Raw genomic sequence first — 21,401 nt, forward strand, 5'->3', positions numbered from 1 at the left:
CGCCGACCGCTTCGACTTCGACGTCGTCGGGGCCGTGATCCCCGGCGGGACGACGCTCGCGGCACCGTCGGCCTCCGACCTCGCCGCCCTGGTCGACGCCGTCGAGACGACGGGCGTCCCGACCGTGTTCGCCGAGTCGTCGTCGCCCGACCGGCTCGTGCCGGCCCTGGCGAGCGAGGCGGACGTCCACGTCGACGTCGGCGAGCTGTTCACCGAGTCGCTGACCGCGGCCGACGGCGACGCCCCCGACTACCTGACCATGATGCGCGTCGACACCGAGCGCATCGCCACCGGGCTCTCCCCGTGAGCGCCCGCCCACCAGAAAGAGGAACACCCATGCGCACCACCCACCTGCGACGAACGGGCGGCACGCTGCTCGCCCTCGGCGTCGCCGCGACCCTCGTCGCCTGCTCGACCGGCGGACCCGGCACCGCGACCGACGGCACCGACGCGACCGGCGCCTCCTCGTCCGGCCCCCGCCTCGCGGTCTCGTCCGAGGGCCGCGTCACCGTGCTCGACGGCGAGACCCTCGAGACCGTCGGCGAGTTCGACTCCGAGGAGTTCACCCGTCTGAACCCCGCCGGCGACGGCCGTCACGTCATGGTGACGACGAGCGAGGGCTTCCAGGTGCTCGACACCGCGGCGGGCAGCTCGGCCGAGCCCGCCCTGACCGACCTCGTCTTCGACGCCGACACCGCGGGCCACGTCGTCCGACACGGCGGCAAGACGATCCTCTACGCCGACGGCACGAGCGACACGAGCGTGTTCGAGTCCGCCGACCTGACCGACGCCGTCTCCGAGGGCGAACTGCCCGCGGTCGAGACGATCGAGGGCGTCGAGGCGCACCACGGCGTCTCGGTCGTGCTCGAGGACGGCACCTTCCTGACGACGGTCGGCGACTCCGACGGCCGCACGGGCATCGAGGTCCGCGACGCGGACGGCACGGTCGTCGCGCAGAGCGACGAGTGCCCGGGCGTCCACGGCGAGGGCACCGCGGCCGACGAGGCCGTCGTGTTCGGCTGCGAGGACGGCGCGCTGGTCTACCACGACGGCACGATCACCAAGCTCGACTCCCCCTCGCAGCCCTACGGCCGCATGGGCAACGCGTGGGTCAGCGAGACCAGCCCGATCGTCGTCGGCGACCACAAGGACGACCCCGACGCCGAGGGCTACCTGCTGCACGCCGTCACCCTGATCGACACCGCCGCCGACACCCTCGACGTGGTCGACCTGCCCGAGGACGTCGAGTACACCTTCCGCGGCGTGGCCCGCGGCCCGGGCGACCTCGCGTACCTGATCGGCACCGACGGCGCCGTGCACGTGCTCGACCCCGCCACGGGCGAGCTCACGGCCTCGTGGCCCGTCGTCGCCCCCTGGGAGGGCCCGGCCGAGTGGCAGGACGCCCACCCCGCGATCGTCGTCGCGGGTGACGTCGGCTACGTCACCGAGCCGGCCACGAACAGCGTGCACGCGGTCGACCTGACCACGGGCGACGTGCTGTCGTCGCGCGAACTCGACGTGACGCCGAACGAGATCGCGGTGGCCACGGCCGACTGACGCGACCACCCCGGGGACGAGGAGGCGCGGTGCGACTGCACCGCGCCTCCTTCGTCGTCGAGGGCTGCGCGCGGCTCGCGCCCCCGCCGCCCCGTCTTCTGGGGGCGCCCTCCGGCCCGTCGCCGTGCCGGGGCGCACCGAAGATCTCCCGAGTCCGACGATTTCGTGACGTTTCGCCCTCGGGCATCGTCCTCATCGTGTGCCGTCCTTCACCGCGGCGGTGAGACAGGACGACGGATCGAGAGGACCACCATGCCGACTTTCTACGCCAGCGAGCCCGATGCCGAGTCGGACCCCGCCGGCGGCGTCACCCCGCACCCCGTCGACCTGACGGGCGGCACCGAGTCGACCTACCGACGCGTCCAGGACGGCGGCACCGACCTGCGCGAGGCGACCCGCCGTCTCGAGACGCACTACCGGGGCCGACGCTTCCGGGCCCAGGCGGGCGACGGCCCGTTCGAGTACGCGTACGTGCTCGCGGGCGACCACCGACTCCTGCTGCAGACCTCGTCGTTCTCCGCCCCCATGCAGGGCGAGATCCCCTTCCCGGGGCAGTACATCGTCGCGTGGAACCGCAGCGGCCGGACCACCCTGCACCAGCGGGGTCACACCTTCACGAGCGAGGGGTCGACGCCGTTCCTGATGCCGGCCGAGGAAGCCTTCTCGTTCGATTCGACGCCGCGGAAGAACGGCATGGTGCAGGTCGGCAGCGCGTTCCTCGAACAGACCGCCGCCGAACGCCACGGCGGACCGTCGCAGCGCATCGTGTTCGACTACGCGGTCACCCCGCGGCCCGAGGCCGTCGCGGCCTGGCGCGCCGCCGTCGGGTCGAGCGCGCCGGCCGTCGTGGCCGAGCAGGCCTCGCCGCTGGTGCGGCTCGAGGCTCAGCTCACCCTCGCCCGGGCCATGCTCGACCTCTTCCCGTGGCAGGCCGTCGACGTGCCGGTCGGGCTCCGGACGCAGGAGGCCGCACGGGTGCGGCACGCGGTCGAGTACATCCACGCCCACGCTGCCGAACCGCTCACCCCGGCCGACATCGCCGAGGCGTCGGGCATGCACACCCGCACCCTGCAGACGTCGATGAAGGAGCACCTCGGCACGTCACCCGCGGCGTACCTGCGCCAGGTGCGGCTCGACCGCGTCCGGGACGACCTGCTGGCGGCGTCGCCGAACGAGACCCGCGTGTCGGACGTCGCCCGACGGTGGGGGTTCGGCAACTTCGGCCGCTTCGCGGGCGCCTACGCCGAGCGCTTCGACGAGTACCCGCGCGACACGCTCGCCCGCTGAGGACCGCGTCGACCGGTCAGGTCGTGGCGACTGGCGACACGGGGGCCAGGGCGGCAGCGTCGAGGTGGCCCCGGCCCTCGTAGCTCGCCGTGACGAGGGATCGCACCACGGACGAGTCGATCGCCCCGACGGGCTCGTCGTACCGGAACGCCAGCGGGATGCCCGGGGCGCACCAGAGGCTCACGCGGCCCGAGCCCTCGTCGGGGCTCAGCCGCCAGGTCAACAGGAAGCCCTCACCGTTGCGCAGCTTGCCCGCCATCGCGCGTTGGACGTGACCGAGCGTCCGATCGTCCATCGAGATCGCCTCGGCGCCGTAGCGCAGTGTGCCCACGCCGCCATCATGAGCCATCCTCGGCATCAGTGCACGACCTGGCAGTGGTCGAGTGGGCAGAAATCGTCCTTCCCGGTCGCACGAAGGACGTTTCCTGCCCACTCGATCGTCAGGCGCCCTGCGGGTCGGCACCCTGCTGCTGGGCGTCCTGCTGCTGGGCGTAGGCCTCGGGGCCGTGCTCTGCGGCGGCCGGTTCCATCCAGCCGAACTCGAGGATGTTGCCGTCCGGGTCGGTCAGCTGGCGCTGATACATGAAGCCGTGGTCGGTCGCGGGGCGCGCCTCCGTGCCTCCGGCGCCGAGGCCGGCTGCGACCGTCGCGTCGACCTCGTCCCGCGAGTCGAGCATGACGGCCGTGGCGACCGAGGCCGCGGCGGGCGGGTCACCGATGGGCAGGTCGGTGAAGGGCTGGAAGAAGTCGCGCGTGAGGATCATGAACGCGCTGTGGCCCTCGTCCACGACCACACAGGCGGCGTTCTCGTCGGTGAAGAGCGGGTTGACGGTGAACCCGAGCGCCGTGTAGAACGACTTCGCGCGGCCGAGATCGGTCACGGGCAGGTTGACGAAGATCATGGGCACGGGGTTCTCCTTCGAACGGTCCACGGGTGGTGAGCCACACAGTGGACCCGCCCGGGTGCGCCGTCAAGGCCTCCGTGACCGCTCAGAAGTCGAGCAGGCGCAACCTCACGGCGACGGTGTCGCCCACCCCGACGCCCTCGGCGTCGCGCACGGCCCGCTTGACGGGCAGCGCGTAGGCGTTCTCGTCGCCGAGAGGGAAGACCGACGTGGCGAACGTCGACGAGCCGACCCGCGCCTCCACCCGGACGGAACCCCAGCCGCGCAGCAGGTCACCGGCCGCCATCAGGACCTGGTCCTCGACGTCGGGCGGCAGGCTGACGAAGGTGTAGAAGGCCCGCCTGCTCTCCCACCGCCACAGGTCGGCGTCGAACGTGAACTCCATCGCCATCCTTCTTCTCGCCGCGAGCCGCTCCTCGAACCTAGTGCCGGTGCCCCGGCCCGGCCCCCGGCCCGCTCCACACCGGGAACGGGTCGGCGAAGTCGCGCCAGCCCGCCGGGTCGCCCAGCAGCTCGTCGTCGGTCAGGAGGCACGCGTCGAGCTCTCGACGGATCGTCGCGACGTCGAGGTCGAGACCGAAGAACGCGATCTGCTGGCCGTGGGGCGAGTCGGGGTGCCACGACGGGCTCGAGGTCGGGTCGAGGCTCAGCATCTGCCCGACGCTCGACCACGAGCCGACGCGGTCGCAGCGCGTCGCGAACTGCGTGAACCCGCGGGAGCGCAGCACCGTGCCGACGGCGCCCGGGGCGAAGGTGTGCTCGACCGCGACGGCGAGGCGGCCGGGGTGGAACGGGCGTTCGTCCCGGTAGGTGTACGTCGTGATCACGCCGTCGTGGTCGAGGTCGGGGGTGTGTTCCGAGAGGGCCTGCATCCAGCCGGCGGCGCCACCGAGCTGAGCCGCGCCTCCCGGGCTCTCGAGGGCCTCGCGTCGCACGGCGTCGACGCTCGTCACGCGGCTCTCCGGCGCCAGTCGTGCGAGCAACCGGCGGATCGTCCGCAGGTCGCGCGGGGGCACGGCGGCCGTGTCGACCAGGACGATCACGGTCGCGTACTCGACGAGGTCGACGACGTGCTCGGCGGCGAGGAACCGGTCGTCGACACCACCGAGCACGAGGTCGGCCAGGTCGACCGCGCTGACGACCGAGACGACGCGCTGCAGCAGCGACCGCCCGTCGGGCCGCCCCAGGGACGAGTCGAGCAGGGAGCCGAGCAGCAGCCCGGTGGCGCGGCTCGGCGTTCCGGCCGCGAGCGGGGCGACGACGTCGATGGGCTGCCGGTCGTGGGCGAGGTCGAGCGCGAGCCGGTGCACGGCGTCGGCGGCGTCGTGCACATCGGGCCCCGAGTCCACCCGACGACTGGTCGACCCGGCCAGCCGGTCGGCCACCCGGTCCACCACCGTGGGGCTCTGCCCCGTCACGAGGACGACGCCCCGGTGGCGTGGGGACGAGGAGGCGCGGGTCGGTTCGGTCATGCCCCCAGGCTAGGTGATAATGGTTCTCACTAACAACCGACGCCATCACACCGACACCAGGAGGCATCCATGAAGGTCCGCAACTCGCTCAAAGCACTCAAGGCGATCCCCGGCTCGCAGGGGGTCCGCCGCCGCGGCCGGGTCTACGTCATCAACAAGAAGGACCCGCGGGGGAACACCCGCCAGGGGTGACGACGTCTGGCAGGATCTCCTGATGCCTGCCGACCGAACGCCCCGCCGACCCGACGTCACGACCACCGAGATCGTGGGCGGTGCCGAGGCGGTCCACGTCTCGTTACACGAGTACGACGAGCGCTGGCCCGTCCTGTTCGCCGAGCACCGTCGGCGGATCGTCGAGGCCCTCGCCCCGTCGGGGCTCGACGTCGACGTCGAACACATCGGCTCGACGTCGGTGCCCGGCCTGGCCGCGAAGCCGATCGTCGACGTCGTGGTCGCGGTGCCCGACATCACCGCCGAGGAGGACTACCTCGCCCCGCTGCTCGCCGCCGGCTACGAGCTGCGGGTGCGTGAACCCGGGCACCGACTCGTGCGGACGCCCGAACGCAGCGTCCACGTGCACGTCTACGAGCAGGGCGCCGACGCGATCGACGGGTACCTGCTGCTGCGTGACCACCTGCGCACCGACTCCGCCGACCGCGAGCTCTACGCGACCGTCAAACGTGACCTGCTCCGTCGCCGCTGGGACGACATGAACGCCTACGCCGAGGCCAAGACCGAGGTCGTCACCGCGATCAAGGCGCGGGCACGCGCGGCCCGGGACGCAGCCCGCGAGGCGACCCGCGAGCGCTGACCGCGCCACGGCCGACGCGGTCGGCCGGGCCGAGGCGTCAGACGGCCGGCGTCGCCGCCATCGACTGCAGCCCGGTGACGCGCAGCAGGTCGAGTCGCGCCTCGTCGCCGGAGCCCGGGGCGACCGTGTAGACGACGATCCGTAGGTCGCCCGGCGCGGTCAGCACGTCGCAGTCGATCGTGATCGGGCCGGCCGGCGTGTTCGTCACCGTCTTGCGGCTGGCCCGGTGCTCGGCCACCTTGGCCTCGGCCCAGCGGCGCGCGAACTCGGGCGACGTCTCGAGCAGGCGCGACACGAGGTGGTCGAGCGAGGGGTCCGACGGGTAGCGCCCCACGGCCGCCCGCAGGTCGGCGGCGAGGTCGCTCGCGAAGTCCTCCTCGTGCTGGGCGTCGAAGTCGGTGCCCGCGTGACCCGACGTGAAGTGCCGCCAGACGAGGTTGCGCTCGAGCCCGACGAGGCGCAACGGGTCGCCGTTCACGGCGGCCCAGAGCGGGTTCCAGAGCAGGATGTCGTGGGCCGCCGAGAAGACGGCCAGGGGCACGTCGCCGAGCCGGCCGACGATGCGCTGCACGCCGGGCCCCACGTGGCGCGGGACGACCCCGGCCGACGGGGGCGCGGCGCCGGCCGAGCGGTAGAGGTGGTCGCGTTCGTCGTCGCTCAGGCGCAGGGCGACCGCCAGGGCGCGGAGCATCTGCGGTGACGGGTTCGTCGCCCGTCCCTGCTCGAGGCGGACGACGTAGTCGACGCTCACCCCGGCGAGCGCCGCCAGCTCTTCGCGGCGCAGGCCCGTCGTGCGGCGTCCCGCGCCCGCCGGCAGGCCGACGTCGGCCGGACCCACCCGGTCACGCCACGACCGCAACACGTCGGCGAACTCGCTCATGCGCCCATCCTCCCCCGGCCCGGCCGCCCGAGGGTGGTACCGGCAGTCCTCCCGTCGTGCGGGGCCTGGGTGCCCGGGCGAGGTCGGGCGCAGCATGGACGCATGACCACCACACTCATCACCGGGGCCAACAAGAGCCTCGGGCTCGAGACCGCCCGCCGCCTGATCGAGGCGGGCCACACCGTGTACGCCGGCATGCGCGACCTCGACTCGGGCGACGCCGTCCGCGCCCTCGGCGCCCACGCCGTGCAGCTCGACGTCACCGACCAGGCGAGCGTCGACGCGGCGATCGCCTCCCTGCCCGAGCTCGACGTCCTCGTCAACAACGCGGGGGTGCTCGGCTCGTCGTTCGGCGTCGACGACCTCACCCCCGAGACCCTGCAGGAGGTGCTCGACGTCAACCTCGTCGGCCTCGTCCGCGTCACCCAGGCCGCGCTGCCGCTGCTGCGCCGCTCCGACCGACCCGTGATCGTCAACGTCGCCTCGGGCGTCGGCTGGCCGCGCTGGCTGAGCACGGAGGGCCACGACGAGTACCCCGTCGCCGCCGTGCCCTACGCGTCGTCGAAGGCGGCCGTGATCGCGCTGACCGTGCAGTACGCCAAGAACCTGCCGACCTTCCGGGTGAACGTCAGCGACCCCGGCTACACCGCCACCGACTTCAACGGTCACGGCGGCCACCAGACGGTCACCGAGGGCACGGACGCCACCGTCGCCCTCGCCCTGCTCGGGCCCGACGGCCCGACCGGCGAGTTCCACGACCGCCGGGGCCGCATCGACTACTGAGCGGCGACCGCAGGAGGCGCGGTGCCGGTCCTCGAGACCGGCACCGCGCCTCCTGCACGGCAAGGGACTAGACCTGTCCTCGTGCCGTCACCGCTCCTCCTCGCCGCCCTCGCCGGTCTGCTCTCGGGCCTCTCCCTCGTCGTCGGGGCGGCGGTGTCGTGGTTCGTCCGGGTGCCCCGCGAGGCCGTCGCCCTCGTCATGGCGTTCGGTGCCGGCGTCCTGATCTCGGCACTGTCGTTCGACCTCGTCGACGAGGCCACGAGCAACGGTGGTCTCGTGCCGACCCTCGGCGGCTTCCTGGCCGGCGCGATCGTGTACGTCGTCCTGGATCAGCTGCTCGAGCACGGGGGTTTCCGACGCAAGCACCACCGTCGTGGGTCGGCCGGTTCGGGCACCGGCCTGGGCATCGCGCTCGGCGCCCTGCTGGACGGCGTCCCCGAGACGGCCGTCCAAGGCGTCAGCCTCACGGGCGGCGGGTCCCTCAGCATCGCGATCCTGGTCGCCGTCGTGATCTCGAACGTCCCGGAGGGCATGTCGAGCACGGCCGACCTCAAGTCGTCGGGTCGGTCCGCTCGGTACGTCTTCGGTCTCTGGTCGGGCATCGCCGTGGTGTGCGCCCTGTCCGCCCTCGGCGGGTACGCCCTGCTGGGCGGGGTGCCCGAGGCCGGGCAGTCGTTCGTCATGGCCTTCGCCGCGGGGGCGATCCTCGCGATGATCTGCGACACGATGATCCCCGAGGCGTTCCGCAAGACGCAGACGCTGACGGGACTGGTGACGGTGCTCGGCTTCGTCGCGAGCTACGTGGTGCACCAGGTCGCCTGAGCGGGTGGCCGCGCCCCGAACTGGGTCATCCGTTCTGCGCTGCCTCGCCGACGGCGGGGGCGATGCTCGGTACCCTGCTGTCGTGAGCCCCGACCTTCCCGCCACTCCGGAGAACCACCCGGAGTCCGTCCGGCGTCTCGCCGCGACCCTGCAGACCCTGGACGAGGCGCACCGTCGCTACCGACTCCACGCCGCGAAGGTCGTCGGCATGGGCCACACCGAGCTGGCCGCCCTGCTCGCCGTCGCCGACGCCCCGGGGCTCACCCCGGGCGCGCTCGCCCAAGAACTGCTGCTCAGCACGGGGGCGACGACGGCCGTGGTCGACCGGCTCGAGAAGTCGGGGCACGTCACACGTAGCCGGCACCCGGGTGACCGCCGCAGCCTCTTCCTGCACCTGACCGCCCAGGGCGAAGGCACCACGACCACGCTGCGCGAGGCGTACCAGTACGTCCTCTCGACCACGGGCACGGACGAGACGATCGCCGAGGCCCTCCCCCAGCTCGACAGCATCGCCGCGGCGCTCGACGCCGCCGCCCGCGAACCGGCGTCCTGACCCGCGCCGCGCCTCGTCGAGGTCGAGGTCGACGTCGAGGTCGCACCACCGATGCGTCGTCGAACCACCGCATTCGATGGTTCGACGACACATCAGTGGTGCGACCCTGGGCCGGGGCTCCGACTCCTAGGCTGCAGGTCATGACATCGGAGGTCGGGACGCAGTACGCCGCGCGGGCCCATGAGTACGTCGACCACCTCGGCTCGATGTCGTCGGTGCACCCGGCCGACGAGCACCTGGTCGCGTCCTGGGCGGCCGCGGTCGGGGGCCCTGTGCTCGACGCGGGTTGTGGGCCGGGCCACTGGTCGGGGCACCTCGCCGCGCGGAGCGTCCCCGTGCGCGGACTCGACCAGGTCCCGGCCTTCGTCGAGCACGCCCACCGCACCCACCCGGGCGTCTCGTTCGACCTGGGCGACGTCGACGCCCTGCCCTACGAGCCCGACGCCTTCTCAGGAGTCCTCGCCTGGTACTCGCTGATCCACCACGATCCGAGCAGCATCCGGAGCCCCCTCCGCGAGTTCGCTCGGGTCCTCCGGCCGGGCGGCGGGCTGCTCGTCGGTTTCTTCACCGGGTCGACCGTCGAACCGTTCGGCCACGCGATCACGACCGCGTGGCGCTGGGCACCGGACCCCCTCGCGGACGAACTGCGCGCCTCCGGGTTCGACGTGCTCGAGACCCACACGCGGACGGGATCGGCTTCCGGGCCCAGACCTCACGGCGCGATCCTGGCTCGGCTCGCTTGACTTTCCATGTCGGAAACACTTAGTGTTGCCGATATGGAAAGCCAATCGAACGACAACCCGTCCTCGCCCGTCGACCCGGTCGCGGCGTTCCGCGCCGCGACCGACGCCCAGGCCGCGATGGCCGCCCGTGTCCGGTCACCATGGTGGCTGCACGTCGCCCGGGGCCTGCTCGTGGCCGCGATGGTCGGCGGTCTCGGCTCCGGCACCGAGGGTTCGGCCTGGGTGCTGCTCGGCGTGGTCGGGCTCGCCACGCTGGCCCGCTGGCGAACCCGCCAGGTCGGCGTGACCCGCGCCAACCCCGAGCGCTGGCGATTCATCGCCCTCGGGGCGCCCTGGTCGATCGTCTCGTTCGTCGCCGTCGTCGCGGCCATGGTGTTCGTCGTCGCCGTCCGCGACGCCCCCACCTGGCAGGTCGCCACGGCGGCCGCCGTCGCGGGCGTCCTCATGGCCGCCCTCGGCCCGGTCGCCGACCACGCCGCCCGCACCCGCCTGAGCAGCGACCTCACCCTCGGCGGCGCCCGGTGAGCCGACCCGAACCACTCTTCGACCCCGTCGTCCACGCCCCCCAGCGTCTGCAGATCTGCGCGATGCTGGCGCGGGGCGGCGAGGTCGAGTTCGGCGTGCTGCGCGAGGCCCTCGACGTCTCGGACGCCACCCTCAGCAAGCACCTTCGCACCCTGACCGAGGCCGACTACGTCGACCTGCGCCGCGTGCAGCGAGCCAAGGGACAGGCGCGCACCTGGGTCGCCCTCACCTCGGCCGGCTCGCAGGCCCTGCGCGGGCACTTCGCGTTCTTGCAGAGCATCGCCCCGCTCTGATCCGGCGGCGACCGCTCGGTGGGAACGGCGTCCGTCAGCCGCCCTGGCGCACCTGTCGCACGTACCGGTACACCGTCGGCTCGGACACGTGCAGCGCCTCGGCCACCTGGGCCACCGCCCCCTTGAGCAGGAACACCCCCGCCCGTTCGATCTCGCGCACCGCCGCGACCTTCTCGTCGGGCGTCATGCGGTGCGGCTCGACGCCCTGGGCGGCGACGATGCGGGCGACACCGTCGAGGGCGAGCTCGTCGACGTTCATGCTCAGCCGCTCGGCGACCGGCATCGCCACGGACCCCGCGGCAGGGCCCGCGTCGGACCCAGGGCCCAGGGCCGCCCCCTTGACCAGCCCGGTCGTCGCCGTGATGGCCGCGAGCAGGTCGCGGGCCCGGGTCAACGGCTCGTCGTCGATGTTGAGGCACAACATGCCGACGACGTCGCCGCCGGCGTCGCGGATGAAGAAGGTCGACGAGCGGAACGTGCCGCCGGTGCGGGACTCGGCCAGGTAGTTCGCCAGGTAGTCGCGGTCGTCGTGCTCGTGGTTCTGCAACACCTTGAGCACGAGGTCGGTCGCCGGCCCGCCGACGCTGCGACCACTCACGTGGCCGTTCGTCAGGGCGACGATCGACCGGCTCAGGTCGCTCGTGTCGTGCAGCACGACCTCGGTCCGCGGCCCGAGCAACTCGGCGAAGAAGTCCATCAACGGCAGGTACGGCTCGAACTCGGCCCGCAGGACGCGGCTCGCGTCGACCACGGTGGCGCTGCTGGCTCTCGACATGGGTCCAGGTTACCGGCATGTAACGAAATCGTCGCACTGTGATAATTTCTTCTCACCCGGCCGATCATTCGGCTAGCTTGCGATGACCGACGACGCTCACGAAAGGCTCGACCATGACCCGAACCCGCTCCCGCTCCGCCCTCTGGGGCACCGTCGCCACGGGCGCCGTCCTGACCCTCGGCCTCACGGCGTGCGGCGGCCCGAGCGCCCCGCAGCCCGGCGACGCGTCCGGTGACGCCTCGTCGTCCTCGTCGTCGACCATCCCCGACACGAGCGCCCTGCTCGACGCCGTCCAGGTCGACGACGCCCTCGCCGCCCAGGTGCCCGCGGACATCAAGGACAAGGGCACGCTCGTCGTCGGCTCGAACGTCCAGTCCGCGCCGAACAACTTCTACGCGGCGGACGGCTCGACCGTCATCGGCTCGGACCACGACCTCATCACCGCGGTCGGCAAGAAGCTCGGCCTCGACGTCGAGTACCAGAACCAGGACTTCGGCTCGCTCATCACCAGCCTGCAGTCCGGCCGCGTCGACGTGACGATCGCCGCGATGAACGACACGGCCGAGCGCCAGCAGGCGATCGACTTCGTCGACTACCTGACCTCGGGCATCACGCTGATGGTGCAGAAGGGCAACCCCGACGACATCACCGGCCCCGACGCGCTCTGCGGCAAGTCGATCGCCGTCGTCACCGGCACCAGCCAGCAGGAGTTCGCCGAGGCGACCAGCACGCAGTGCGAGTCCGACGGCGACGAGGCGCTCGACATCACGGTGACCGACAGCGACAGCCAGAACCAGACGCAGCTGCGCACCGGCCGCATCGACGCCATCGTCAACGACCTGCCCAGCGCGGTCTACATCTCGAAGACCGCCCAGGACGGCCAGGCCTTCGAGGTCGTCCCCGGTGACGTGATCGACGGCGCCCCCTACGGCATCGGCGTCAACAAGGACGACGCAGCTCTGCGCGACGCCATCGCCGCGGCCCTCGACTCGCTGATCGACGACGGCACCTACGGCGAGGTACTCGACGCCTGGGGCATCACCTCGGGCAGCGTCACCGAGGCCACCGTCAACGGCGGCAAGTAGGTGGCGACCGCACGACCGACGGGAACCGACCCGGGCGACACGACCCGCGCCTCCTCGTCCCGCCCGCCCGGGCGCCCCGGGCGTGAGCCGCTGCCCCAGGTCCGCCTGAAGCACTGGGGCCGCTGGGTCAGCGCCGTCGTCATCGTGGTGTTGCTCGTCGCCCTCGTCTACGGGGCGTCGCAGGGCGACATCTCGTACCGCGACATCCCGTACTACCTGGTGTCGCCGATCATCCTGCAGGGCCTCGTCGGCACGATCGTGCTCGCCGTGGTCGCGCAGGTGAGCGCCGTGATCATCGGCGTCGTCATCGCCCTGATGCGCATCTCGAAGAACCCGGTGGCGCAGGCCTTCGCGGCCGGCTACACCTGGCTGTTCCGCGGCCTGCCCGTGCTGCTGCAGATCCTGCTCTGGTACAACCTGGCGCTGATCTTCCCGCGCCTGACCGTCGGGGTGCCGTTCACGGACGTGGTGTTCCTCGACGTCAGCACGAACGACGTGATGACGACCTTCGTCGCCGCCTTCCTCGGCCTGGCCCTCAACGAGAGCGCCTACATGGCGGAGATCGTGCGGGCGGGGCTGAAGAGCGTCGACCGCGGCCAGATCGAGGCCGCCCAGTCGATCGGGCAGACCCCGATGCAGCGCATGGCCCGCATCGTGCTGCCCCAGGCGATGCGCATCATCATCCCGCCGACCGGCAACGACTTCATCAACATGCTCAAGGGCACGGCGATGGCGTCGGTCATCGGCTACCTCGAGCTGATCAAGGCGGCGAACAACATCGCCTCGTTCAACCTGCAGGTGATGGAGACCCTGATCGCCGCGGCCATCTGGTACATGGTCATCGTCAGCGTCGCGAGCGTCGGCCAGTTCTACCTCGAGCGCAGCTTCGACCGGCAGGACCGCCGCCCCGGCGGGCCGCCGAACGCCCGCGCCCTCCGCCGCAAAGTCGCCGCCGACCGCGGCCGCGCACCCCTCGGGAGGAGCACCCCGTGACCCCGCCCGACACGACGACCGCGGGGGGCGCGGCGCCCGCCGACGAGGCAGCCCCCGTCCTCGAGGCCATCGGCATCGGCAAGTCGTACGGCAGCCACGAGGTGCTGCGCGACGTCTCGATGACGGTGCGCAGCGGCGAGGTGGTCTGCATCATCGGCCCGTCCGGCGCCGGCAAGTCGACCTTCCTCCGCACGCTGAACCGCCTGGAGGAGCCCGACGCCGGCGAGGTGTGGGTGGGCGGCGAGCCGATGGGCTTCGAGCTGCGCGACGGCGTGCTGCACGAGCTGAGCGAGCGCCGCCTGTCGGCGCAGCGGGCGCGCACCGCCATGGTGTTCCAGCACTTCAACCTGTTCCCGCACCTGACGGTGCTGGGCAACGTGCTCGAGGGCCCCGTCCGCGTGCAGCGCCGGTCGGCGAAGGAGGCGCGGCGCGAGGCCGTCGAGATCCTCGAGCGGGTGGGCCTCGGCGACAAGGTCGACGCCTACCCCGGTCAGCTCTCGGGGGGGCAGCGGCAGCGCGTGGCGATCGCCCGGGCCGTCGCGATGAAGCCGCTGTTCCTGCTCTTCGACGAGCCGACCTCGGCCCTCGACCCCGAGCTGGTCGGCGAGGTGCTCAAGGTGATGGGCGACCTGGCCCGGGACGGCATGACAATGCTCGTGGTGACGCACGAGATCCAGTTCGCCCGCGAGGTCGCCGACCGCGTGGTCTTCATGGCCGACGGCGGCATCGTCGAGCAGGGGCCTGTCGAGCAGGTGCTCGGCGCCCCGCGCGAGGCCCGCACGAAGCAGTTCCTGCAGCGGGTGCTGGCGTGACGTCGGGCACGGCGACGGGCTCGGGCACGGCGACGACCCCCGGCTCGGCGCTCGACGCGTACCTCGCGTCGTTCGCCGAGCCGGTCGGCTACCTGAACTTCGGCAGCTACGGGCCGCCGTCGCGGGACGTCGTCGAGACGATCGGCCGCCTCGCCTCCGCGGCGAGCGCCGGCGTGCCCTCGTCCGGCCTGCACGCCGAGGACGAGCGTGCCCTCGCGGCGGTCTCGCGCCTCACCGGGTTCGACCGCGGCGGGGCGGCCCTCACCCGCAGCACCTCGCTGGGGCTGATGCCGATCGCGTTCGGCCCGCCCCGGGGCGAGGTCGTGGTCAGCAGCGCCGAGTTCCCGTCGAACCTGTACGCGTGGTGGCGCTCGGAGGAGGCCGGGCTCACGACGGTCCGGCCGCTGCCTGCCGTCCCGGGGCAGCCGCTCGCGCCCGTCACGCCCGAGCGCGTGGCCGACGCGGTCGGGCCCGACACCGTGGCCGTCGCGGTGAGCGCGGTCGACTTCCGCACCGGCACCGTCGCCGACCTCGCCGGGTTGAGGGAGGCCGTCGGCGACCGTCTGCTCGTCGTCGACGGCATCCAGGGGTTCGGCGTCCTCGACGCCGACTGGAGCCTCGCCGACGCCTTGGTCGTCGGCGGCCAGAAATGGCTGCGCGCGGGCTGGGGAACCGGGTTCGTGGCGCTGTCCTCGCGGGCCCTCGCGCGCCTCCGTCCGGTCCTCGGGGGCTGGACGGGCGTCGAGGGCGCCTCCCGCTACGACGGCCTGCCGCACGCCCCGCTGCCCGGGGCGCAGCGCCTGTCGGTGACGAACGGGTCGCCGTTCGCGTCGGGGGCGTTGGCCACGGCACTCGAGCAGCTCGAGTCGGTGGGGGTCGACGTCGTGGCGTCCCGCGTGGCGGACACGGCGGGTGACCTGATCGGACGACTCGAGGCCACCGGGGTGCCCGTGCTCTCCCCCGTGGACCGACCACGGCGGGCCGGCCTCGTCGTGGTGGGCGTGCCCGCGGGCGACGCCGCCGGCGTCGGAGCCCGACTCGAGGCCGCCGGCGTCACGGCGACCGTCCACGGCGACGACCGCGTGCGCCTCAGCGTGCACGCCACCACCACCCCGGCCGCGATCGACGCGGCCCTGACCGTCCTGGGAGGACGACGATGACCACGAACCCCCTCCGCGCCGTGCACACCGACGAGGCCCCGGCCGCGATCGGCCCCTACTCGCAGGCCGTCCGCGTCGGCGACCTGGTCTTCGTGTCGGGCCAGCTGCCGATCGACCCGGCCACGGGCGAGTTCGCCGGGCCGGACGTCCGCGACGAGGCGGCCCGGTCGTTGCGCAACGGCGCCGCCGTGCTCGAGGCCGCGGGGTCGGGCATCGACCTGGTCGTCAAGACGACGGTGCTGTTGACCGACATCGCCGACTTCGCCGTCGTGAACGAGGCCTACGCCGAGGTGTTCCACGGCGGGGTGCTGCCGGCCCGCGCCGCGTACCAGGTCGCCGCCCTGCCCAAGGGCGCCCGGGTCGAGATCGAGTTCGTCGCGGCGGTCGCCCCGGGGCACGCCGGGTAGCATCGCGGCATGCCGGAGGGTGACCGCGTCCACCTGCTGGCGGCGCGCCTCCGTCCCTCGCTCGTCGACCGCGTCGTCGTCGACGGCGCGCTGCGGTCGGGCGGCCGCGCCGGCGAGTCGCTCTCCGGTCGACGCATCGTCGAGGTCGACACCCACGGCAAGCACCTGCTGACCCGTTTCGACGACGCCAGCCCCCCCCACACGCACCTGCGCATGCCGGGGTCATGGACCCTCACCCGCCCCGGCCGCGTCCTGCCGACCCGGCTGCGGCGGCAGGCCCGCGTGGGGGCCCGACTCGACGACGGCCACACCCTCTGGGGCGTCGACCTGCCGGTCGTCGACCTCGTGCCGACCCGGGACGAGCACGCCCTGACCGGCCATCTGGGCCCCGACCCGCTGCGCCCCGACTGGGACCCCGCGGAGGCGCGCCGTCGCCCGGCCGCACTGTCCGGCGTGACGGTCCGTGCCGCCCTGCTCGACCAGCGGCCGAGGGCCGGTCTCGGCAACCTCTGGGTCAACGAGGTGGGCTACCTGCGCGGGGTGCACCCGCCCACGCCGATCGGCGAGGTCGACCTGGTGAGGCTCGTCGACGTCGCCGCCCGCGCCCTGCGCTTCTCGGTCACGACGCCTGGTGCCTACCAGGGCACGACGGGCCGGACCCGCCGCGGCGGGACGCACTGGGTGGTCGGTCGCGCCGGACGCCCGTGCCTGCGCTGCGGCACCCGCGTCGAGGCGCGCGACGACCCACCCACGCCGGACGGGCGTACGCGACGGGCCTGGTGGTGCCCGAGGTGTCAGCCCGCGGCATGACCTCGGGCGATCACGAGCACGTTCCCCGAGGTACGGGACCCGGTCGGCTCAGCGCACGCTGACGAAGATCGGGTTCGCGTACAGCCAGGTGTCCGCCCACGGGTCGGCCGGGGCGACCGGGTACGGCGGGGGCGCGCGGGGGTCGCCCTCGGCGCCGAACGGGCCGACGCCGTGCGCCCGGCCGTCGCTGCCGCGCAGACGCACGTAACCGTCCTCGGCGGCGGGCTCGGGCGGCACCACGACGCGGAACGGGGCGGCGGGGCGGCCGGCGGCGGCGCGCAGCTCGGCGCCCGGGGGGCCGGGCGCGCGCTGGTCGCCACGGTCGGCGGCGGGGCCGGTGACGCGACCGCGGATCACGTCCAGGTGGGCGAGCCGCGGGACGGTGCCCCGCGAGGTGGGCGTCGTCGTGGGCACGACGTCGACCACGAGCTCGAGGGCGGTGCCGCGCGGGACCGTGAGGGTCCCGCCCAGGGTGGCCTGCGCCTCCTGACCGCCGGTGGCCCGGAGCACGACCGAGAGCCCGGCGACGAGGTGCCCGTGGTCGACCCAGAGCCGTCCGGCACGGATCGCGTCGAGCAGGGCGGCGGACGACCGGTCGACGGCCCCGACGTGGTTGCGGCTGAACTCGCCCGGCCAGAAGTCGGCGCCGTTCTGGGGCGTGGCCGTGGTGACCGGGTCGGGTCGACGGCCGGCACGGTCGAAGTTCGCGAGCGTCGCGCCGGCCTCCCAGCCGGGCCCGGTCGGGAAGTCGCCGACGCGCGTCGAGTCGGATTCCTTGAGGTGGAGGTCGCTGTTCGAGGTGACCCACCAGCGGCGTCCCTCGCTGAGCAGCGAGTCCCACACGCCGCCGACGACGGCCGTCGTCCAGTCGAAGCCGCCGTGGGTCAGGTAGGCCTCGGCGGGGTAGCCGGTGAACGAGAACTCGCTGGGGGCGTTCTCGTACTCGCCCCGCCGCGAGCGCTCGGTGGCGTTCGCGGCGATCGCGCCCGCCTGGGCGCCGGGAGCACCCTCCATGCCGACGAACACCTCGGGGTCGGCGTCCTGCCAGGCACGGAGCTCGCCGGGCGAGTCGATGCCGAGGCGACTCGGGTGGTTCGCCAGGACGATCACGTCGTCGACGACGCCCGCGCTCTTCTGGGCGCCGAGCCAGGCGATCGCGTCGGTGGCGTGCACGAGCCACTCGGCGGCGTCGTCGGTGCCGGCGCGCGGCTTCTCCCAGCCGTTGAGCTTGCCGTCGTGGTCGAGCTCGAAACGGCGCAGCACGCGGGTCGTCGCCGGCCCGGGAGCGACGAGCACGGTGGCGTGCTCGGCGCCGGGGATGTACCACTCGAGCCCCTGCAGCACGAGCAGGTCGGGGCGCGCCGCCCGCGCGGTCTCGATCTCGCGGGCGGCGTTGAACACCCCGCCGACGTTGGCGTGGCCCTTGTTGCTGTGCTCGGTGAAGGCGATCGCGTCGACCCCGAAGCGCTGCGCCTGGTCGAGGATCGTCGTCATGGGGTACTTGGCGTCGGGCGAGTAGACCGAGTGCACGTGGTGGTCGAACACCAGCCACGAGGGCGCGGCCGGGTCGACCGCGGCGGGCGACGACGGCGGCGGCGCGGCCTGCGCGGGGGTCGCGGCCCGGAGCCCCTGGGCGGTCGCCCCGACGGCGACGGTGGCGGCGACGGACGCCCCCAGGAAGGTCCGGCGCGAGACGCCCGACCGGGTGGCTGCACTCCGGTCCACCTCGGGCAGGGAGGACGCGTCACCGGTCGAGGCGGACTGCTCGGGGCGGGGGTCGAGGGACATGGCATCACTTTCGTCGGGCGGGCGTCCTGACCGTAGGCATCGGGTCTGAACCGCAGGCCAACGATCGGGGACGTGCACGACACCCGGCGTTCACGACCCGTTCCCCCGGGTGCGCGACAGTCCTGGCGTCACCGCGCGCTCCCCGCCGCGGGGGCCCACCGCACCCACCGAAGGTCCCGATGCCCTCCTCCGTCCCCGCCGTCCGTCGTCTCCCCTCGCGCGCCTCCGTCCCTGCCGTCCGTCGTCTCCCGTCGCGCGCCTCCGGACGGGCCCTGGTCGTCGCGGCGACCCTCGCCGCCGGCGCGGTCGCGGGCCTGGCCGGCCCCGGTGCCGCCGCCGCCGCCCCTGCGCCCGCCGAACCCGCGCCGCTCGTGCTGCACGACGCCGCGGGCACCGCGATCGTGTCGGGCGACGCCCGCGCCGACCCGTCGTTCGCCTCGGCCCTGTTCGCCGCGGGCTGCCCGGCCGACGCGGACGACGCCGCCCGGCTCTCGGTGACGTCGGGAGGCGCGACCGTCGTCACGTCCCCGAGCGTCGCGGTGGCCACGGGGCCGCCGGTCGAGGTGCCGATGGCGATCTCGTTCGAGGAGGTCGTGTCCGGCGGCGTCGAGCAGGGCGGGGCGGCGCTCTCGCTCGCGTGCCTCGTCGTCGAGTCCGGCATCCCGTCGACGGTCGTCGTCGCGGCGACGCTGCCGGTGACCTTCGCCGCGGGGACCTGGTCGGTGCCCGGCGCCGAGGTCGACCCGACGCCTCCCACGGACGACCCGACCGCGATGCCGGCCGACCCCGGCACGGCACCCTCCCCCGCGCCCACGGACGGTGCCGGGGCAGGAGCGGGCTCGACGCCGCGCCCCGCGGCCACGGCCCGGCCCTCCGCCGACGGAGCACTCGCCTTCACGGGCGGACAGGTCGCCGGGGTCGGCGCGCTCGCCGCCGGACTGCTCGCGGGCGGCACCGCCCTCGTGCTGCGGCGACGTCGGACCGCGCCCGTCGACGGGCCGCCCGCGGAGTAGGGCTACGGGGCGGTCGGCGCCTGCTCGTCCGCGACGACGTCCTTCTGCACGGCGAACTGCGTGCGGTGCAGCTCCTCGTAGCGTCCCTCCGCAGCGAGCAACTCGTCGTGCGTGCCGCGCTCCACGATCGAGCCGTCCTCGACGACCAGGATCTGGTCCGCACTGCGGATCGTGGACAGGCGGTGCGCGATGACCAGGGCCGTCCGCCCCTCGAGCGCCTCGCTGAGCGCCGCCTGGACGGCGGCCTCGGACGTCGAGTCGAGCGCCGCGGTCGCCTCGTCGAGGATGACGACGCGAGGCTGCGCCAGCAGGAGGCGCGCGATGGTCATCCGCTGACGCTCGCCTCCCGAGAGCCGGTAGCCGCGCTCTCCCACCATCGTGTCGAGCTGGTCCGGCAGGGACCGGATGAGGGGCTCGAGCCGTGCGCGGCGGACGGCGTCCCACACCTCGTCATCGGTCGCCTCAGGCCTCGCGAGGCGCAGGTTGCTGAGGATGGTCTCGTGGAACAGGTGGCCGTCCTGCGTCACCATGCCCAGGGTGTGACGCATCGAGGCGAAGGTCACGTCGCGGACGTCCGTGCCCGCGAGGCGCACCGCGCCGCTGTCGACGTCGTACAGGCGCGACATCAGCTGCGCGATCGTGGATTTCCCGGCACCGGACGTGCCGACGAGCGCGACGGTCTGCCCCGGCTCGATCCTGAACGAGACGCCGTGCAGCACCTCCTCGCCGCCACGGGTGTCCAGGGTGGAGACCTCCTCGAGCGAGGCGAGGGACACCTTGTCCGCGGACGGGTAGGCGAAGCGGACGTCGTCGAACTCGACGCTCACCGGGCCCTCGGGAACGGAGGCGGCGGCGGGCTTCTCCTGGATGAGCGGTTCGAGGTCCAAGACCTCGAAGACGCGCTCGAAGCTGACCACCGCGCTCATGATCTCGACCCGTGCGTTGGCGAGACCGGTCAACGGCACGTAGAGGCGGGTGAGGAGGAGAGCCAGGGTGACGACCTCCCCGGTGTCGAGCTGGCCGGCGAGCGCCAGGGCACCACCGAGCCCGTAGACGAGCGCGAGGGCGAGGGCGGAGACGAGCGTCAGCGCGGTGACGAAGACGAACTGCAGCAGCGCGGTCCGGACCCCGATGTCGCGGACGCGGGCGGCGCGGACGCGGAACTCCTCGGCCTCCTCGTCGGGACGGCCGAACAGCTTCACCAGCGTCGCGCCGGGTGCGGAGAAGCGCTCGGTCATCTGCGTGCTCATCGCGGAGTTGTGGTCGGCGGCCTCGCGGCGCAGCGCAGCGAGACGGCTGCCCATGCGCCGCGCGGGCACCAGGAAGATCGGGAGCATGACGACGGCGAGGACGGTCACGAGCCAGGACGTGCTGAGCATGACGATCAGCGTGAGGACGAGGGCCACGACGTTCGTGACGACGCCCGAGAGGGTGCCGCTGAAGGCCTGCTGGGCGCCGATCACGTCGTTGTTGAGGCGGCTCACGAGGGCGCCCGTCCGGGTGCGCGTGAAGAACGCGATCGGCATCTTCTGCACGTGGTCGAAGACGGCGGTGCGGAGGTCAAGGATCACGCCCTCGCCGATCCGGGCCGAGAACCAGCGCGTCACGAGCGAGACTCCGGCGTCGGCCAGCGCCACGACCGCGATGAGGACGGCGAGCCGCACGATGGCCGCGAGTTCACCCCGCGCGACGATGACGTCGACCACGCGGCCGGCCAGCACCGGCGTCGCGACCGCGAGGAAGGCGCCCACGACGGAGAGGGCGATGAAGATCACCAGCTTGGACCGGTAGGGCACCGCGAACGTCATGATCCGCCGGACGGACTCACGCGAGATGCCGTGGCCGCCGTCTCGTGCGGACGAGATCTTGTAGAGCGAGCTCCAGGCCGCGCCTTCCATGCTCATGGTGGTTCCTTCCGTGGGGGCCT

At 73.3% G+C, this 21,401-nt stretch carries 26 protein-coding genes; 18 read left to right on the forward strand and 8 right to left on the reverse strand.

Annotated elements, in window-relative coordinates; genetic code table 11:
* The 3 genes from AEQ27_RS02005 to AEQ27_RS02015 all read left to right on the forward strand — a co-directional run.
* Nucleotides 1–307 (forward strand): metal ABC transporter substrate-binding protein (locus AEQ27_RS02005; RefSeq protein WP_161805449.1); only part of this gene is annotated, 307 nt, incomplete at its 5' end.
* A gap of 29 nt (nt 308–336) precedes the next feature.
* The gene (gene aztD, locus AEQ27_RS02010) at nt 337–1,557 is read left to right on the forward strand and encodes a zinc metallochaperone AztD (RefSeq protein WP_054145167.1); all 1,221 of its coding nucleotides are present in this window, start codon (nt 337–339) and stop codon (nt 1,555–1,557) included.
* Nucleotides 1,558–1,809: 252 nt separating this feature from the next.
* Nucleotides 1,810–2,844, forward strand: coding sequence for a helix-turn-helix transcriptional regulator (locus tag AEQ27_RS02015; RefSeq protein ID WP_054145168.1), 1,035 nt, complete (start codon nt 1,810–1,812; stop codon nt 2,842–2,844).
* Between the two features lie 16 nt (nt 2,845–2,860).
* Here the strand turns inward: AEQ27_RS02015 and AEQ27_RS02020 are convergent, their stop codons facing one another.
* From AEQ27_RS02020 to AEQ27_RS02035, 4 genes are all read right to left on the reverse strand, one after another.
* Nucleotides 2,861–3,175, reverse strand: a complete 315-nt coding sequence (locus AEQ27_RS02020; protein ID WP_054145169.1) for a hypothetical protein — start codon at nt 3,173–3,175, stop codon at nt 2,861–2,863.
* Nucleotides 3,176–3,284: 109 nt separating this feature from the next.
* Entirely contained in the window at nt 3,285–3,752 is a 468-nt protein-coding gene (locus AEQ27_RS02025; RefSeq protein WP_152970088.1) for a VOC family protein, read from the reverse strand.
* Nucleotides 3,753–3,834: 82 nt separating this feature from the next.
* Entirely contained in the window at nt 3,835–4,134 is a 300-nt protein-coding gene (locus tag AEQ27_RS02030) for a DUF1905 domain-containing protein (protein WP_054145171.1), read from the reverse strand.
* Between the two features lie 37 nt (nt 4,135–4,171).
* Nucleotides 4,172–5,221, reverse strand: a complete 1,050-nt coding sequence (locus AEQ27_RS02035; RefSeq protein WP_054145172.1) for a GTP-binding protein — start codon at nt 5,219–5,221, stop codon at nt 4,172–4,174.
* A 69-nt stretch (nt 5,222–5,290) separates the two neighbouring features.
* Here AEQ27_RS02035 and AEQ27_RS02040 point away from each other — a divergent pair, with 69 nt between their 5' ends.
* The gene (locus AEQ27_RS02040) at nt 5,291–5,413 is read left to right on the forward strand and encodes a ribosomal protein bL36 (protein ID WP_054145173.1); all 123 of its coding nucleotides are present in this window, start codon (nt 5,291–5,293) and stop codon (nt 5,411–5,413) included.
* Between the two features lie 22 nt (nt 5,414–5,435).
* Nucleotides 5,436–6,032 (forward strand): GrpB family protein, encoded by a 597-nt coding sequence (locus AEQ27_RS02045; protein WP_054145174.1) that lies wholly within the window; start codon nt 5,436–5,438, stop codon nt 6,030–6,032.
* 37 nt (nt 6,033–6,069) lie between these two features.
* Here the strand turns inward: AEQ27_RS02045 and AEQ27_RS02050 are convergent, their stop codons facing one another.
* A complete protein-coding gene (locus tag AEQ27_RS02050) occupies nt 6,070–6,912 on the reverse strand; it encodes a helix-turn-helix transcriptional regulator (protein ID WP_054145175.1) in 843 nt (280 codons plus the stop codon).
* 102 nt (nt 6,913–7,014) lie between these two features.
* Between AEQ27_RS02050 and AEQ27_RS02055 the strand changes: the two genes are divergently transcribed.
* From AEQ27_RS02055 to AEQ27_RS02080, 6 genes are all read left to right on the forward strand, one after another.
* Nucleotides 7,015–7,695 carry an SDR family NAD(P)-dependent oxidoreductase gene (locus tag AEQ27_RS02055; protein WP_054145176.1) on the forward strand — a complete coding sequence of 227 codons (681 nt, stop codon included), beginning with the start codon at nt 7,015–7,017 and terminating at the stop codon, nt 7,693–7,695.
* An 81-nt stretch (nt 7,696–7,776) separates the two neighbouring features.
* Nucleotides 7,777–8,517, forward strand: coding sequence for a ZIP family metal transporter (locus AEQ27_RS02060; protein ID WP_054145177.1), 741 nt, complete (start codon nt 7,777–7,779; stop codon nt 8,515–8,517).
* Nucleotides 8,518–8,599: 82 nt separating this feature from the next.
* On the forward strand, nt 8,600–9,070 hold the full coding sequence (locus tag AEQ27_RS02065) for a MarR family transcriptional regulator (protein WP_054145178.1): 471 nt from the start codon (nt 8,600–8,602) through the stop codon (nt 9,068–9,070).
* Nucleotides 9,071–9,210: 140 nt separating this feature from the next.
* Nucleotides 9,211–9,813 carry a class I SAM-dependent methyltransferase gene (locus AEQ27_RS02070; RefSeq protein WP_054145179.1) on the forward strand — a complete coding sequence of 201 codons (603 nt, stop codon included), beginning with the start codon at nt 9,211–9,213 and terminating at the stop codon, nt 9,811–9,813.
* Between the two features lie 33 nt (nt 9,814–9,846).
* Complete coding sequence (locus AEQ27_RS16945; protein ID WP_054145180.1) at nt 9,847–10,338, forward strand: hypothetical protein; 492 nt, start codon at nt 9,847–9,849, stop codon at nt 10,336–10,338.
* On the forward strand, nt 10,335–10,631 hold the full coding sequence (locus AEQ27_RS02080) for a transcriptional regulator (protein WP_082383160.1): 297 nt from the start codon (nt 10,335–10,337) through the stop codon (nt 10,629–10,631). Before AEQ27_RS16945 ends, AEQ27_RS02080 begins: the two co-directional genes overlap by 4 nt.
* A 34-nt stretch (nt 10,632–10,665) precedes the next feature.
* Here the strand turns inward: AEQ27_RS02080 and AEQ27_RS02085 are convergent, their stop codons facing one another.
* Nucleotides 10,666–11,406 (reverse strand): transcriptional regulator, encoded by a 741-nt coding sequence (locus AEQ27_RS02085; RefSeq protein ID WP_082383161.1) that lies wholly within the window; start codon nt 11,404–11,406, stop codon nt 10,666–10,668.
* Between the two features lie 113 nt (nt 11,407–11,519).
* On the opposite strand from AEQ27_RS02085, the gene AEQ27_RS02090 reads away from it, so the two are divergent.
* Genes AEQ27_RS02090 through AEQ27_RS02115 form a run of 6 tightly spaced genes read left to right on the forward strand, consistent with a single transcriptional unit; the run spans nt 11,520 to nt 16,673 of the window.
* Nucleotides 11,520–12,491 carry an ABC transporter substrate-binding protein gene (locus tag AEQ27_RS02090; protein ID WP_054145182.1) on the forward strand — a complete coding sequence of 324 codons (972 nt, stop codon included), beginning with the start codon at nt 11,520–11,522 and terminating at the stop codon, nt 12,489–12,491.
* Complete coding sequence (locus AEQ27_RS02095; RefSeq protein ID WP_082383162.1) at nt 12,492–13,484, forward strand: amino acid ABC transporter permease; 993 nt, start codon at nt 12,492–12,494, stop codon at nt 13,482–13,484.
* Nucleotides 13,481–14,296: an amino acid ABC transporter ATP-binding protein gene (locus AEQ27_RS02100; protein WP_054145183.1), complete on the forward strand. Its 816-nt coding sequence runs from the start codon at nt 13,481–13,483 to the stop codon at nt 14,294–14,296. The genes AEQ27_RS02095 and AEQ27_RS02100 overlap by 4 nt, the downstream gene beginning before the upstream one ends.
* The gene (locus tag AEQ27_RS02105; RefSeq protein WP_054145184.1) at nt 14,293–15,456 is read left to right on the forward strand and encodes an aminotransferase class V-fold PLP-dependent enzyme; all 1,164 of its coding nucleotides are present in this window, start codon (nt 14,293–14,295) and stop codon (nt 15,454–15,456) included. Before AEQ27_RS02100 ends, AEQ27_RS02105 begins: the two co-directional genes overlap by 4 nt.
* Complete coding sequence (locus tag AEQ27_RS02110; RefSeq protein ID WP_054145185.1) at nt 15,453–15,863, forward strand: RidA family protein; 411 nt, start codon at nt 15,453–15,455, stop codon at nt 15,861–15,863. The genes AEQ27_RS02105 and AEQ27_RS02110 overlap by 4 nt, the downstream gene beginning before the upstream one ends.
* 9 nt (nt 15,864–15,872) lie before the next feature.
* Nucleotides 15,873–16,673 (forward strand): DNA-formamidopyrimidine glycosylase family protein, encoded by an 801-nt coding sequence (locus tag AEQ27_RS02115; protein ID WP_054145186.1) that lies wholly within the window; start codon nt 15,873–15,875, stop codon nt 16,671–16,673.
* 48 nt (nt 16,674–16,721) lie between these two features.
* Here the strand turns inward: AEQ27_RS02115 and AEQ27_RS02120 are convergent, their stop codons facing one another.
* Complete coding sequence (locus AEQ27_RS02120; RefSeq protein WP_054145187.1) at nt 16,722–18,461, reverse strand: PHP domain-containing protein; 1,740 nt, start codon at nt 18,459–18,461, stop codon at nt 16,722–16,724.
* Between the two features lie 179 nt (nt 18,462–18,640).
* On the opposite strand from AEQ27_RS02120, the gene AEQ27_RS02125 reads away from it, so the two are divergent.
* A complete protein-coding gene (locus AEQ27_RS02125; protein WP_054145188.1) occupies nt 18,641–19,474 on the forward strand; it encodes a hypothetical protein in 834 nt (277 codons plus the stop codon).
* 2 nt (nt 19,475–19,476) lie between these two features.
* Here the strand turns inward: AEQ27_RS02125 and AEQ27_RS02130 are convergent, their stop codons facing one another.
* The gene (locus AEQ27_RS02130) at nt 19,477–21,378 is read right to left on the reverse strand and encodes an ABC transporter ATP-binding protein (protein WP_054145189.1); all 1,902 of its coding nucleotides are present in this window, start codon (nt 21,376–21,378) and stop codon (nt 19,477–19,479) included.
* Nucleotides 21,379–21,401: the final 23 nt, after the last annotated feature.

The organism is Frigoribacterium sp. RIT-PI-h, assembly GCF_001297205.1.
Lineage (GTDB): Bacteria > Actinomycetota > Actinomycetes > Actinomycetales > Microbacteriaceae > Frigoribacterium.

Bases quoted from the DNA above. Each gene is read 5' to 3' on its own strand.
- AEQ27_RS02050 (WP_054145175.1), bottom strand. From the start codon at position 6,912: ATGAGCGAGTTCGCCGACGTGTTGCGGTCGTGGCGTGACCGGGTGGGT.
- AEQ27_RS02130 (WP_054145189.1), bottom strand. From the start codon at position 21,378: ATGAGCATGGAAGGCGCGGCCTGGAGCTCGCTCTACAAGATCTCGTCC.
- AEQ27_RS02120 (WP_054145187.1), bottom strand. From the start codon at position 18,461: ATGTCCCTCGACCCCCGCCCCGAGCAGTCCGCCTCGACCGGTGACGCG.
- AEQ27_RS02055 (WP_054145176.1), top strand. From the start codon at position 7,015: ATGACCACCACACTCATCACCGGGGCCAACAAGAGCCTCGGGCTCGAG.
- AEQ27_RS02040 (WP_054145173.1), top strand. From the start codon at position 5,291: ATGAAGGTCCGCAACTCGCTCAAAGCACTCAAGGCGATCCCCGGCTCG.
- AEQ27_RS02015 (WP_054145168.1), top strand. From the start codon at position 1,810: ATGCCGACTTTCTACGCCAGCGAGCCCGATGCCGAGTCGGACCCCGCC.
- AEQ27_RS02070 (WP_054145179.1), top strand. From the start codon at position 9,211: ATGACATCGGAGGTCGGGACGCAGTACGCCGCGCGGGCCCATGAGTAC.
- AEQ27_RS16945 (WP_054145180.1), top strand. From the start codon at position 9,847: ATGGAAAGCCAATCGAACGACAACCCGTCCTCGCCCGTCGACCCGGTC.
- AEQ27_RS02045 (WP_054145174.1), top strand. From the start codon at position 5,436: ATGCCTGCCGACCGAACGCCCCGCCGACCCGACGTCACGACCACCGAG.
- AEQ27_RS02115 (WP_054145186.1), top strand. From the start codon at position 15,873: ATGCCGGAGGGTGACCGCGTCCACCTGCTGGCGGCGCGCCTCCGTCCC.
- AEQ27_RS02030 (WP_054145171.1), bottom strand. From the start codon at position 4,134: ATGGAGTTCACGTTCGACGCCGACCTGTGGCGGTGGGAGAGCAGGCGG.
- aztD (WP_054145167.1), top strand. From the start codon at position 337: ATGCGCACCACCCACCTGCGACGAACGGGCGGCACGCTGCTCGCCCTC.
- AEQ27_RS02110 (WP_054145185.1), top strand. From the start codon at position 15,453: ATGACCACGAACCCCCTCCGCGCCGTGCACACCGACGAGGCCCCGGCC.
- AEQ27_RS02090 (WP_054145182.1), top strand. From the start codon at position 11,520: ATGACCCGAACCCGCTCCCGCTCCGCCCTCTGGGGCACCGTCGCCACG.
- AEQ27_RS02085 (WP_082383161.1), bottom strand. From the start codon at position 11,406: ATGTCGAGAGCCAGCAGCGCCACCGTGGTCGACGCGAGCCGCGTCCTG.
- AEQ27_RS02035 (WP_054145172.1), bottom strand. From the start codon at position 5,221: ATGACCGAACCGACCCGCGCCTCCTCGTCCCCACGCCACCGGGGCGTC.
- AEQ27_RS02125 (WP_054145188.1), top strand. From the start codon at position 18,641: ATGCCCTCCTCCGTCCCCGCCGTCCGTCGTCTCCCCTCGCGCGCCTCC.